This window comes from Catenuloplanes niger (genome assembly GCF_031458255.1).
Lineage (GTDB): Bacteria > Actinomycetota > Actinomycetes > Mycobacteriales > Micromonosporaceae > Catenuloplanes > Catenuloplanes niger.
On sequence record NZ_JAVDYC010000001.1, the window covers coordinates 1,233,880 to 1,246,590 of the forward strand.

Annotated in this window: 13 protein-coding genes; 9 read left to right on the forward strand and 4 right to left on the reverse strand. The window is 70.1% G+C overall.

The window, feature by feature from the left end; translation table 11 throughout:
• Nucleotides 1–245: 245 nt before the first annotated feature.
• From J2S44_RS05355 to J2S44_RS05365, 3 genes are all read left to right on the forward strand, one after another.
• Entirely contained in the window at nucleotides 246–788 is a 543-nt protein-coding gene (locus tag J2S44_RS05355; RefSeq protein ID WP_310409496.1) for a hypothetical protein, read from the forward strand.
• Between the two features lie 130 nt (nucleotides 789–918).
• Nucleotides 919–1,494, forward strand: a complete 576-nt coding sequence (locus tag J2S44_RS05360) for a Scr1 family TA system antitoxin-like transcriptional regulator (RefSeq protein WP_310409498.1) — start codon at nucleotides 919–921, stop codon at nucleotides 1,492–1,494.
• Nucleotides 1,491–1,796 carry a hypothetical protein gene (locus J2S44_RS05365; protein WP_310409500.1) on the forward strand — a complete coding sequence of 102 codons (306 nt, stop codon included), beginning with the start codon at nucleotides 1,491–1,493 and terminating at the stop codon, nucleotides 1,794–1,796. Before J2S44_RS05360 ends, J2S44_RS05365 begins: the two co-directional genes overlap by 4 nt.
• Before the next feature lie 75 nt (nucleotides 1,797–1,871).
• Here the strand turns inward: J2S44_RS05365 and J2S44_RS05370 are convergent, their stop codons facing one another.
• The 4 genes from J2S44_RS05370 to J2S44_RS05385 form a co-directional block, all read right to left on the reverse strand.
• Complete coding sequence (locus J2S44_RS05370) at nucleotides 1,872–3,320, reverse strand: hypothetical protein (RefSeq protein WP_310409501.1); 1,449 nt, start codon at nucleotides 3,318–3,320, stop codon at nucleotides 1,872–1,874.
• The gene (locus tag J2S44_RS05375; protein WP_310409504.1) at nucleotides 3,317–3,733 is read right to left on the reverse strand and encodes a hypothetical protein; all 417 of its coding nucleotides are present in this window, start codon (nucleotides 3,731–3,733) and stop codon (nucleotides 3,317–3,319) included. The genes J2S44_RS05370 and J2S44_RS05375 overlap by 4 nt, the downstream gene beginning before the upstream one ends.
• A gap of 38 nt (nucleotides 3,734–3,771) precedes the next feature.
• On the reverse strand, nucleotides 3,772–3,933 hold the full coding sequence (locus J2S44_RS05380; RefSeq protein ID WP_310409506.1) for a helix-turn-helix domain-containing protein: 162 nt from the start codon (nucleotides 3,931–3,933) through the stop codon (nucleotides 3,772–3,774).
• A 480-nt stretch (nucleotides 3,934–4,413) separates the two neighbouring features.
• Complete coding sequence (locus tag J2S44_RS05385) at nucleotides 4,414–5,481, reverse strand: DUF1152 domain-containing protein (protein ID WP_310409507.1); 1,068 nt, start codon at nucleotides 5,479–5,481, stop codon at nucleotides 4,414–4,416.
• Nucleotides 5,482–5,553: 72 nt separating this feature from the next.
• Here J2S44_RS05385 and J2S44_RS05390 point away from each other — a divergent pair, with 72 nt between their 5' ends.
• The 6 genes from J2S44_RS05390 (at nucleotide 5,554) to J2S44_RS05415 (ending at nucleotide 12,634) form a co-directional block, all read left to right on the forward strand.
• Nucleotides 5,554–6,297 (forward strand): GntR family transcriptional regulator, encoded by a 744-nt coding sequence (locus J2S44_RS05390; protein WP_310409509.1) that lies wholly within the window; start codon nucleotides 5,554–5,556, stop codon nucleotides 6,295–6,297.
• A 318-nt stretch (nucleotides 6,298–6,615) separates the two neighbouring features.
• Nucleotides 6,616–7,815, forward strand: a complete 1,200-nt coding sequence (gene fxlM / locus J2S44_RS05395; protein ID WP_310429485.1) for a methyltransferase, FxLD system — start codon at nucleotides 6,616–6,618, stop codon at nucleotides 7,813–7,815.
• A 16-nt stretch (nucleotides 7,816–7,831) separates the two neighbouring features.
• On the forward strand, nucleotides 7,832–7,999 hold the full coding sequence (locus tag J2S44_RS05400; protein WP_310409511.1) for an FxLD family lanthipeptide: 168 nt from the start codon (nucleotides 7,832–7,834) through the stop codon (nucleotides 7,997–7,999).
• A gap of 53 nt (nucleotides 8,000–8,052) precedes the next feature.
• Nucleotides 8,053–10,788: a lantibiotic dehydratase gene (locus J2S44_RS05405; protein WP_310409512.1), complete on the forward strand. Its 2,736-nt coding sequence runs from the start codon at nucleotides 8,053–8,055 to the stop codon at nucleotides 10,786–10,788.
• The gene (locus J2S44_RS05410) at nucleotides 10,785–11,849 is read left to right on the forward strand and encodes a lanthionine synthetase C family protein (RefSeq protein WP_310409514.1); all 1,065 of its coding nucleotides are present in this window, start codon (nucleotides 10,785–10,787) and stop codon (nucleotides 11,847–11,849) included. The genes J2S44_RS05405 and J2S44_RS05410 overlap by 4 nt, the downstream gene beginning before the upstream one ends.
• A 14-nt stretch (nucleotides 11,850–11,863) precedes the next feature.
• The gene (locus J2S44_RS05415) at nucleotides 11,864–12,634 is read left to right on the forward strand and encodes a thiopeptide-type bacteriocin biosynthesis protein (protein ID WP_310409515.1); all 771 of its coding nucleotides are present in this window, start codon (nucleotides 11,864–11,866) and stop codon (nucleotides 12,632–12,634) included.
• Nucleotides 12,635–12,711 lie beyond the last annotated feature (77 nt).

Consider the following 12,711-nt stretch of genomic DNA (forward strand, 5'->3'; position numbering starts at 1 on the left):
CCCGAGACAGCCGCCACCCACCCGGCCGCTGAGATAGAAGACGTCCTGGCCGAATGCCGAGACGCCGGGCTGGTCGTGGACGTGGCGCCGCACGGGCCGTTGTGGGGCTGGGTCAGGTGCTCCACGGGAGCTCGCAGCATGACAGTGCGCGCGGACCCGCCGGACGGGGCACGGCATGCCTGCGAGTTGCGGTTGTTCCTGAACGGCCACTACATGCACCACCCGAGACGGAAGCGGGGTGCGCGGTGACCGCGGTGTTCCAGTTCTCCATCTGGATCAGCCCGTTGCCGGGTGAGGACCAGGTACAGCGGATCCTGGCGCTCGGCGACTTCACGACGGTCGAACTCGCGCACGAGGAAGACCTCGGCAGAGTCCGATTCGACCGGCCGGCAGCCGGCCTGGCCGACGCGATCGTCGCGTCCGTGCGTGACCTGGAACGTCTCGGGCTGTGGCCGACGAATGTGGAGGCGCGTGACGAGGTCACGATCCTCGAGGCGGCGGCCCGGCTCGACCGCCCGGCGGAGGCGCTCCGCAGCTGGCTTACCGGCACACGGCGTGAGCCTGATGCGCCGAGGCCGTACCGGAAGACAAGGCACTCCAACGAATCCGAGCGGGTGTACAGCTGGAACGACCTCACCGAGTGGGCGCGGGATCGGCTGGACGCGACGGTCCTGGATGACACTCCGATCATCACCGCGGCGAGCCTGGCGTTACGGCTGCGCCGGTGCCGGCAGACCGCACCCGGGGTGGAACCGCTCATCACCGGCCTGGTCGGCCCGCCACGGTGACGCCGGTACGGGTGGTCTTCGGACCACTCGTACCAGCAGCGATGAGAAGGTCCGGCCGGTGACGCGACGGTTCGTCTGTGGATCGGTGACCTGCCCGGGGTCGGCCGGGTCGAGTAGGAGGAGGTAGGCGATGTCGTATCCGCGGGACCTGGTGCTGCGGAAGCTGTCCAGACTGCTGAAACAGGCACACTGGGACGCCGCGGTCACGGTGGGTGTGGCGGCACAGTGGGTCAGGGCCGCGCCGTCCACGATGTACGCGATCGAGGCCGGCACCCTGCTGCCCGGGCCCGACACCGCCGAGGCTCTGCTGGAGGTGTACGAAACGCCGGCGGTACTGCGGGCTGCCGACACAGGCCTTGTGGCCGATGGTGAAAAGTCGCCGCCGTGGTGGTTCGCAGACCGGTCGGTGCTGCAGCCGGGTGAGGGCCTTCACCTGAGCATGGAGCAGGCGGCGCGCCACCTCCGCTACTACGATCCCACCGTCCTGCCCGCGATGCTGCAGACCGACGCGTACGCCATGGCCCTCCATGCCCGCCACCCGAGGGTAACCGCGGAGCAGGTGAGGCGCCGTGCCGGGGTGCAGCGGCGCCGGCGGGCACTGGCCGGCACCGGGCGGGCACGGCTCGACTCGGTGGTCAACGAGACAGCCCCGCAGCGACTGACCGCCCCCGGTGTCGCGCACGAGCGGGCGGTGAGGTGGGGATGAGCGCACCCGAGCGCCCGCTGGTCCGCGGGGAAATCCTCCAGCTCGCCTGTCAGGACTACAAATTCGGCACACTCGACCCGTTGCGGTTACAGATCGGGACCGTGGGCGGGGAACACCACCTGGACGACGGGGTATGGATCGAGGTCGTGGGCGTGGTCCTCGCGGATGACGGTTCACCGGTCCGGCCTCGCCCGACCACCCTGATCAGAGCGGCGGCGATCAACCGGGCCCGGCAGGCGGAGCAGACCGGCGTCGCAGCGGCCCGGCGGGCGCACAGGCGCACCGGGCCTGCCCCGGAATGATCCGGTTCGGCTTCGACGAACAGACGGATGAACCAACTACCGGATCGTCTCCCGCTCACCCGCCCAATGACGTGCTCAGCGGCTGCGGCCCTGAAGACGGTCGGGCGACGCGGTCGGCACCGGCGGTCCCTGTCCTCGTAGCCGCGCCGGATGGGCCACCCTGCTGGAGCGAACCTTGTCGAGCTGGCCCGCGATCGCGGTAACGCTGCCCGCCGCCTTGCCCTCGCCGATATGGCGGCGTCCGTCGGAGGCGAGCGCGTAGAGACGGTGACACAGTAGTGCGACGGGCCCGTCGAGCTCGGTCATGACCTCCCACCGCGGCACCGTGCGATGCACGAGCCCGGGGCCGTTTCTGGCCAGGTCCAGCCGGTACCCCAGCAGCAGCCCATGGCCAATCCCGTACTTGATCGCAGACAGCATGCCCGCGGTGAGATCCGGCAGGCACGCCGCCGCCGTATGTACCAGCTCGGCCTGCGTACCCCGGATGGTCTGGCCGGACAACTCGCCGAGCAACCGGGCCGCTGCGGCGATCCGGGCGCGCATCGGATAGCCGGTCGCCGGCTGGGCACCCAGCGCGGCGGCCATGCGCACCGCCTCGTGCCACGCCTCGGCAGTTTCCCGCGCCTGGGCGACGGTCTCGGGTGCGCGTGTTGTCCGTCCGACGTCGGCGGCGACCTCGGCGAGTCGCGCGCCGAGCTTGCACGCATCCGCGATGTGCACCATCGTCACCGACTCCGGATGCTGGAACATGTCCGCGGCGACAGCCTGCACCACCGCGAGAACGTCGCGGATCTTCATCACCGAGTGCGCAGACACGTCGCTCGGCGCGGCTATCTGCAGGTGCCGTAACGCCGACGGCGGTGCCACCTTCGCCATATGGTCCAACTGCGCCGGGACCGCCGCGTCGGCCAACATGGCAATCGATACCAGCTCGGCACCGTGGACCTCACGCAGCACACCACCGTCGTCAGATCGGTCCGTAAGCCACCGATGCAGCTGCCGGTCGGCGCGGCAGGCTACGGCGGAAACCCTGCACAGATCGCCGAGCGCGCCGGCGACACCGGCGCCCCGGCGTATCGCCGCGCCGACCTGGCTGCGCGGCATTCCGGCCGGCTCGATATGGCTGGACAGCACATCCCCGGCCGTCCTCAACGCCGACGCCGCAGCCATCAGATCCTGAGCAAACGGATCACGGGTACGCGGCGGTGGCCACCGTCGGGACTCGCCCTGCGCCGCTATCGACGACACCGTCCGCAGTAACCGGTTCGCATCCGCCGGCCTGCCGCGCCGCCCGGCCACGAACAGCGCCTGCAACTCCGCCGGGGACTGCCGGAATGCGCGGACCGCCTCCTCGTCGCTACCCACCACCAGCTGCCGTAGCCGCTCCACCTCCGCATGCACCATCCGCCGGGCGGCCAGCGCCGCCACCGCGCTCGGATGCTCCACGACATCAGCCGTCTCGAACGCCGCACCCGCAGCCTCCAGCGACACCAGCGCACGATCCAGCCATCCGCCGTAGCTCATCCCAGCCGGCACGCCGAACTGCGCAGATCCGCCGCCGCAGTCGCCAGCGCCCACCGCCGCTCATCAGGCAGGCCGGCAACGACACTCAGCACGTCCAAGCCGTCCGCGGCCGCCAACGCCAGCTGCTGCCCCGCCTTGAGCACCGTCACGTCATCCGGTGCCGCGGTGACCATCAGCTTGTACCGCATCTGGTCCGGGAACAGCATCGACACCATCAGGTCCGCTTCCAGACCCAGCCGGTCCCACCCACGCGCGATCTCGGTCCTGGCCGGCGCACTCATCCAGCCGTGCGCCAGCAGCTGCAACGCCACCGGCACCGCTTCTTCAACCCGCCCCGGATCCAACAACGCCGCGTGTACGACCCGGATCGCCTCCGGGAACTCGTCGTAGCCGATCTCTTCCGTGTTCGACATGACCCTCTCCCCCACCTCTGGCGAGCGCATCCGGCCGGTCACTCCACGCCGAGCAGCTCGAGAATCGACGGAATCGGCACCACATACCGGCGCCCGATCCGCAGCAACCGCACCGGAAACTCATCCGCCTTCGCCAGCTGGTAGGCCTTCGACCGGCCGATCCCGAGAATCGCCCCGGCCGTCTCCACGTCCGTGGTCATGCCGAGACCCCGTACCGCGTCGATCGTCCACACCCTGCCGCGGCGCTGCGCCGCACCATTCGCCTCTGCCGTACCCGTAGTCATACGCCACCTCCGCGCGTGCCAGCGGAAGCGATGTGGATACAACGCCCGCCTGTGGATGACCGCGCAGACATTTCCGTCCGCGTGTTAGCGGCCCCGCTGCGCCGGCTGTCCGCCCGCCATTCTGGAGCAGGACAAACGTGGCACCGCAGAGAAGGATCGAGGCCGTGGATGATCAGCGTCTACCCAGCGCCGTGGCCGTAGACGCAGCGACGAAGCGATCCGCGGTGAACGGCGATCCCGCGTTCGAGGTGTTGGCTCGGTTTGGGGCGCGCCCGCCGCGTCAGCAGAAACGCGATCGGCCCTCGCGCACCGCGATCACGCATCCGCTCATGCCGCAGGTCGCCCTCCGACCGCAATCGGGTCTCCGGATCTGCCGCGACGGCGGCCGGAGTCGGCTCATGTGGATGCGAGTGCCCAGAGCAGTCCGGTGTCCTGGTGAGGGTGCTGGGTGACAAGCCGCGTCCTGAACTCTGCGAGATCGAGGTGCCCGAGTGCCTCGGCTAGCCGCCGGTAGGTGACGTAGTCGACGCCTCGGCCGCGGGCGGTTTCCTCCCACATGGACAACTCGTCGAACACTGCGGCGGACGGCTGCGAACGGGGCCGTGGTCTTGCCGCCTTGCGACGCTCGATGTCGAGTTCCGTACCGCCGAGGATCTGGATGGCGATCTGCTCTGCCTCTGTGAAGGAGGCGGTGTCCGTCAGCGCTGCCAGCAGCGGGTTGATGCCGCTGACGGCGTGCATGCTCATCTCGTGCACGACCGGACTGGTGTCGTCGAGATGGACTGGGAGTCCGGCGTCTCGGATTTCTACCGTGCCGCGCAGGCCGAGCGTCGCGGAGGCCAGCAGCGCAGAGGCCTCGGTGGGATGCCATCGGAGGATGGGCAGAATGGGTTTCCAGGCCTCCGGATCGAGTCGCCGTATTGTGGCGTCGCCGGTACGCTGGAGCACGAGCGCGGCGGAGAGCTCGCCGTCGACTCCGGGCCCGGCGATCCACGCCGCCGCGCCGGGGAGGTCTACGCAGGCGGACCCTGTCAGCGCGTCCGCGAGTGGGCTGCGAAGCCCGGCGTCGCCGGGCCGTCCGAGCAGATCACCCCCGACATCGATCACGCGAACGTGGCCGGCGCCGAGCGTCGCGGCAGCGGAGATGATCTGCGCTCGCAGCCCACGCGCACCGTCGTACGGATCCAGGAGGATCAGCGGCAGTGGCAGTTCGGCGGCGAGTCGCGGCAGCGTGGACCCTGCGGGTGCGATCGGGCGGCTGCCGGGCATGACCTGCCACCAGCCGGTGTGACGGTGCAGGCCCGTGAAGTCGGCAGCGCCGCGAGGGCCGGGGAGCGGGTCGATGATCAGCCGGTCCCACGCCAGGGTCGCGATGCCCACCGCGCCGTCGGGGGCGAATCCGGCCATGGCGGCCGCCGCGATGGCGTCGCCCCCTCCGCCTGCGGCGACCAGTAGCGTTCCCACTGCTCCAGCCTAGTGATGCGATAATCCGATCACGGTGGCCAATGGCATTGGCCAGTCACAGAAGGTAGCGAGTTGCCAGAGATCCAGCGAGTCGTCCCGAAGTACCTGCAGATCGCCAACTACGTGCGCGATCAGATCCTTCGCGGCGACCTGCAGCCCGGCGACGAGGTGCCGTCGGAGCGGCAGATCGCCAGTGACTGGACCGTGGCCCGGCCGACCGCCACCCGTGCGCTGGAGGCGCTCCGGCAGCAGGGGTTCGTGGAGAGCCGTCAGGGATCGGGCACCTACGTGCGTGATCGCATGCGACCGAACCGGCTGGCGCGTGAGCGGTACATCCGTGCCCGGGAGACCGGAAAGATCTATCCCGCGAACGAGCGCGCGGTCATCCTCGCGGCTGGCCGCGACATCGCTCCCGCGCACGTCGCTGACGCTCTCGGGCTCGCCACTGACGCTGGGGTCGTCCGTCGGCAGCGCGTGATCTACGCCGACGACACACCGGTAGAGGTCTCCACCGCCTGGTACGCGTCGTCGATCGGTGATCTCGCCCCCGACCTGCTGGTCCGCGAGCGCATCCGGCAAGGCACCCTCGCCTATGTGGAGCAGTGCACCGGCCGGCACGCACAGCACGCACGCGACGAGATGAGCGCGCGGCTCGCCACCAGTGAGGAGCGCGGGCAGCTGCAGCTCGACGACCCGTCCGCGATCCTGGTGGTGCGGCACGTGGTGTACGACAGCGAGGACCGGCCCCTCGAATTCACCGAGGCCGTGCACCTGCCGCATCGCTGGGCTTTCGAGTCCACCTACGCCCTGTCGTAGTTACTCAACGCAACGAGCCGCCTCTGCCACTCTTGCCGTCACATAGTGGCCTATGCCACAATGCACTTGAGTGGACTATGCCACTTGATCGACGGAGCGAGAGTGCGCGGTCCGCCGGGCACGAGGCACCACCTCAGGCAGGGAGGTGCCGCGACTCCGACGTTCCGCAGGGTCGCGCACGCCGCTGGCCGGCTACTGCACGCAGCGCGAACGAGTAACCCTGGGATCCCAGTTAAATCGCCGCCTGACACGAAAAGGACTGCCATGGATTTGGTCGACGGCACCGACACGATCAGCAGCGAAGACCTCCATCGACGGATGGTGGAGCAGCTGATCGAGGACCACGCCGGGAAAGGCCTGGTCATGCGGCCCGAGGTGGAGGCGGCGCTACGGGTGGTGCGTCGTCATCAGTTCACGCCGGGAGTTCCGCTGGAGGAGGCGTACGGCCCGTACTCCGCCGTCGTCACCAAACGCCGCGGTGACGAGGCCATCAGCTCGGTGTCGGCGCCGTCTCTGATCGCGGCGATGCTCGGCCAGGCCGCCGACGCACTCGACGGTATCGAGGGTCGGCACGTGCTGGAGATCGGATCGGGCGGCTACAACGCGGCGCTCCTGCGCGAGCTGGTTGGCCCGGCCGGGTCGGTCACCACCGTGGACATCGACCCGGACGTGACCGACCGGGCGAGTGCATGCCTGACCGCGGCGGGCTACGACGACATCCGCGTGGTGTGCACGGACGCGAACCAGCCAATCGACGCCGGCCGCCGCTACGACCTGATCATCGTGACCGTCGGCGCCTGGGACATCCCGCCAGCCTGGACCTCCCAGCTGACCGACACAGGAGTGCTGGTCGTGCCGCTACGCACGTTCGGCATGACCCGCTCCTGGGCGCTGCGCCTGCACGGCGACCGGCTGGTCAGCCACAGCCAGCAGATCTGCGGATTCGTCGCCATGCAGGGCTCCGGAGCGCACGAGCTCCGGTACGTCGACATCGCCGACGGTGTCCACCTGCGGCTGGACGAAGGCGAGCAGGTCGACGCCGACGCGATCGGCGCGCTGCTGACCGCGCCGCGGCAGCAGGCATGGACCGGGGTGAGTCTGCCCCCGCGGACCGTGCTGGCCGACCTGGACCTGTGGCTCGCCGCGTGCCTGACCGCCGAGGCGGGCCAGTTCGTCATCCTCACCGCGCAGCAGGAAGCTGTCGACGCCGGGACCGTTTCTCCGGCCTGGCGGTTTGGCACGCCGGCCGTCGTAGGCGACGGCACGATCTGCTACCGGTCGGCGCTGGCCTGGACCGGCGACCTGTTCGACCTCGGCGCCTGCGCGCACGGTCCCGCCGCCGCGGCCGCGGCCGGGCGGATGGTCGCGCACATGCGGGCGTGGGCGGACGCCGGCGAACCCGCCCCGGTGTTGCATGTATTGCCCGCCTCGACTCCCGACGGCGACCTGCCGGCCGGGACGGTGCTGGACAAGCGGGACCGCCGCCTCGTCCTCACCTTCACTCCCGCACCCGCGTGAGAAAGGGAAACCGCACATGGACACCAGCGAACTGACCCCATCCACCACCGAGGTTCACGACGAGTACGAGCGGCTGGATCTGACCCTGGTCGACGCCGGACCGGTCGCGACCGGCTACGCCACCGGCACCGACGACGGCTGCGGGTCGGGTAACACCGGCTCCAGCGCCTGCTCCGGCAAGTAACCACCCGGGCCCGGCGCCAACTGCGCCGGGCCCACGCATCCGCGGAGGCCGTCATGTTCGCCACGCCCGGCGCCGCGCTGATCAGGGCCGCCGCCTACCCGGCCGGCCTCGACCTTCCTCCGCTGCCCAACCTGGCGGCCGGCACACCCGCGCAGTGGCAGGAATGGCTCCGCACGGTGTGGGCGATTCCAAAGTTCGCGGAAGCCGTCACCTCTGCTGCACCGCAACTGGCCGGGCAGATCGACCGGGGGCTAACCGACTCGCTCCCACCGCGCGAGCTACGGCGCCTGGTCGAATCAGCGGTGCGATACCTGCTGCGGTGGACCACCCGCCCCACCCCGTTCGGCACTTTCGCCGGCGTCGCTCCGATCACGTTCGGCCCGCATGCCGCAGTCCGCTGGGGCGAGGCACACCGCGCGGTGGCACGCCCCGACGACCGGCTCATCGACATCCACGCCACCCGCGCCGAACACGATCTTGCGGCGCTGCGCACCACCGCGGTCGTCACGAACACGCTGGGATACCGGCGCGGACACCGATGGGTGCTGCCCTGCGCGCAATCCGACGGTGCCCGCCGATTCGATGTCGAAGTCAGACTCACCAGCGGGATCCAGGCGGCAATCGAGGCGGCAAGCACCCCGGTCCCGTTCGCCGGTCTATCCGCACGGCTCGCCGGATCTGTCATGCACGACGTGGACGCGGCCGAACGGCTGCTGGCCTCGTTGGTGCAGACGGGAGTCCTGCTGTCCGGGATTCGGCCCGCCACGACCGTCACCGACCCCGCCGGCCACCTGGCACGTCACGTCTCACTGCCTGACGCAGGCACGCAGGCCGCCGTCGACCTGCGGCTCGACGCGGACGTGACGTTGCCGCCGGCGGTCTTGCACGAGGCAGGTCGGGCAGCCTCGGCGTTGACCGCCGTGGCACCGCACTTTCCCGGCTGGGCCGACTACCACGCCGCGTTCATCCACCGCTGGGGCCCAGGCGCGGCCGTACCCATGCGGGAGGTGTTGAACGTTTTGGGTTTCCCGGCCGGGTTCCGCGGTGCGTCCCGCCGGGTGCCCGCGGTCTTCACCGCCCGCGATCGAGCACTGGCGCAGCTCGCGCAGCAGTCCGCGATGACCGGCGGCGCCGAGGTCATCCTCGACGACGCCCTCATCAACGGCCTACGCGGCGACGACGATCGCCCGCCGGTCCCGCACACCGAACTGCGCTTCACTCTCGCCGCCCCGACGCTGCGCGACCTGGACCGCGGCACGTTCACCCTGACCGTGGCCGGTGGCTCCCGGCACGCCGGGGCCGCCGCCGGCCGGTTCCTCCACCTGCTCCACACCGACGAACTCGCCGCATTCGCGCAGGTGTATCGCACGCTGCCGCCCGTGCTGGCCGGCGCGCAGATCGCGCAGCTGTCCGGTCCGCCGCTGGACGCCCGGATGATCTCGGTAGCGCGAGCTCCCGAACTGCTGCCCGTGCTACCGGTCGGCGACTTCCACCCCGATCCGGTGTGGACGGTCGCGGACCTGGCGGTCACCGGGGACGGCGACCGGTTGTGGCTGGTGTCGCTGACCACCGGCCAGCCGGTCGAACCGCTGCTGCTCAACAGCGTGCTCCTGCCCAGCCTGCAACAGCCGCTGATCCGGTTCCTGACCGAGATCTGGGCCGCCTGGACGGCACCGTGCACCCGTTTCGACTGGGGACACGCTGAAAGCCTGCCATTCCTTCCCCGGGTACGACGAGGCCGCAGCATCCTGCACCCCGCGCGCTGGGCCATCGCCCGGACGGACCTCCCCGCCGCCGGCGAGACCTGGTCACGCTGGCACGACGCATGGCAACGGCAGCGGGAACGCCTGCACCTCCCGGACGAGGTCCTGGTCGGTGACGGTGACGTCCAACTGCGCCTAGACCTCCAGGACAGCAATCACCTGGCGATCCTGCGGGCCCTCATCGCCCGCAGAGACCACACCACCGTCACCGAAGCTCCCGGGCCCGCCGGCTGGATCGACGGCCGGCCCGCCGAGCTACTCCTCACCCTCACCCACGCCAGCCGTCCCGCACCGCCCACCCGAGCGGTCCGGCGTGCCAGCAGCACCGTGCATCGGCCGGGACGATCGTCCTGGCTGGAGGCCCGACTGTACGGCAACCCCGACCACATCCTCACCGACCTCGCCGGACGGGCAGAGCAGTTCCCAGACGGCTGGTGGTTCCTGCGCTACCCCGACCCCGAACCGCACCTCCGGCTCCGCATACCTACCGGCAGCACCAGCCCTATCCGCATTCTCACCTGGCTCGCCGCATGGACGCAGGACCTGGAACACGACGCCGTGCTGCATAACTACAGCCTGCACACCTACCGCCCGGAGACCCGCCACGGCACCGGACCGGCCCAGGCCGCCGCCGAAGCGGTATTCGCCGCGGACTCCCGCACCATCCTCCACCGCCTGCACGGCGACCGGCAGGCCACCACCGCGGCCGGCATGATCGCGATCGCCGACGCCTTCACCGGCGACGGACTCCATTGGATCGCCACCCACGTCCCCCACCGCACCGGCCCACGACTTACGCCACAACAGCTCGCCCGTGCCCGCACCCGCCTCTACGACGCCGGCCTCGCCACCGCACTGGCCGCCTACCGGTGTGCGGCAGAAGCCGACGGAATCGACGCCGATCAGGTGCTGGCCGACCTGCTGCACCTGCACCACGCTCGCATGATCGGCGTCGACATCGCCTCCGAACGACACTGCCTACGACTCGCCCGCGCGACCGCCCGCACCCATCAGATGACGTCATGACCGCCGGACAATCCCTCAGCGACGGCGCCGCCGGCGTCGCGCTACTGCACCTGGAGAACGGCAATCTCCGCGCGGCACACGAGGCACTCCACCTCGCCGTCGACGGCGGCGTCAGCATCGCCGCAGGCGCCAGCCTCTTCTACGGCGCACCCGCGCTCGCGTTCGTACTAGCGGCCTCCGACCATCCGAGCCTCACCCACGCCCGCGACATTGTCGCCGACGGCACCTCCACCGTCACCCGGCACCGGCTGCACGACGCCCACCGCCGCATCGACGCCGGCCGGCGACCACACTTCGCCGAGTACGACCTCATCCGCGGACTGACCGGCCTCGGCGTAGTCCTGCGCCGCCTCGGCCATCACGACCTGCTCCGCGACGTGCTCGACTACCTCGTACGCCTCACCGAGCCCTTTGACGGGCTCCCCGGCTGGTGGTGCACGAACAGCCCCGACTGCCACCAGCCACCACCCGCCGGAGGCCACGCCAACCACGGCATCGCCCACGGCATCACCGGCCCGCTCGCCCTACTCGCCCTCACACAGATCGACGGCATCACCGTCGACGGACACACCGACGCGATCACCCGCATCCTGCGCTGGCTGGACATGTGGCAGCAGACGGCCTGGTGGCCACAGACCGTCACCCTGACCGACCTGAACCACGGAATCCCCGCCCCACGACGGCCACCGCGGCCCTCCTGGTGCTACGGAACTCCCGGCATCACCCGCGCCCAGCAGCTCGCCGCCCGCGCCACCGACGACCGCACCCGCCAGCACCTCGCCGAGACCGCATTCAGCCACGCCATCAACGACCCTCGACACCTCCGGCAGTTGACCGACCGCGGGCTGTGCCACGGCACCGCCGGAGCCCTGACCACCGGCCGCCGGATCGCCGCCGACGCACTCACCCCGATCAGCCTCGCCCCGCTGGTCAGCCTGCACAAGCGAACCCTCGCCACGAAGAACAGCGCAGCGGGATTCCTCGACGGCACCGCAGGGACCAGCCTCGCCGACGCGGCCAGCACCCTTACCTCGTGGGACGCCTGCCTCCTGATCAACTGACGAAAGGCATACCGGTGGACGAGACCGACTGGCGGCAGACCACCATCGTCTATCCCGGCAACACCGGGCCGGAACGCGAACAACATGCGGCCGCCCACCTGCGACGAGTACTTCCCGAAGCGGAGAACGCCGACCTCATCCGTGCATGGTGGTTCATGCGCAAAGGACCCTGGCGCGTGCGCTACCTACCCACCCAGGCACACCATGCCAACCAGGTCCGCCGCCTACTCACCGACGAGTTCCCCGGCCACGCCGGCATCTACGAACCGGAGACCCACGCCTTCGGCGGCAGCGCCGCAATGAACGTCGCGCACACACTGTTCCACCACGACAGCCGCCACATCCTCAGCTACCTCCACAGCAACCCCACCGACCGCCAGGAACGCTCGCTCGTCCTGTGCGCCGCCCTCATGCGCGCCGCAGGACTCGACCTCAACGAACAAGGCGACGTATGGGCGCGCGCCGCCCAACACCGCGTCGCCGCCTTCCGCCCGCCAGGCTCCCACGACCGCCGCTGGGACACGTTCACCGACGACGTTCGCCACCTGCTGCTCGGCACTCCAGCCGACCAAAGTGACTGGCATTCCACATTCGAGGACGCCGGTACGGCCCTCCGCCAACTCGAGGAGACCGGGAAACTCAGCCGCGGGATCCGCGCCATAGTCAAAGAGCACGTCATCTTCCACTGGAATCGCATAGGAATCCCCGCCGACAGACAAGCCAGACTCGCCAACGCGGCCACGGAAGCCATCTTCGGCTCCAGACCACGCCTGCGGGACTTCTGACCCCGGAATGATCGAATCATTGATCGGTCGAACGGGACTACCCCGGGTTCAGTTGACTCGCGGGTAGAGCAGCTCAG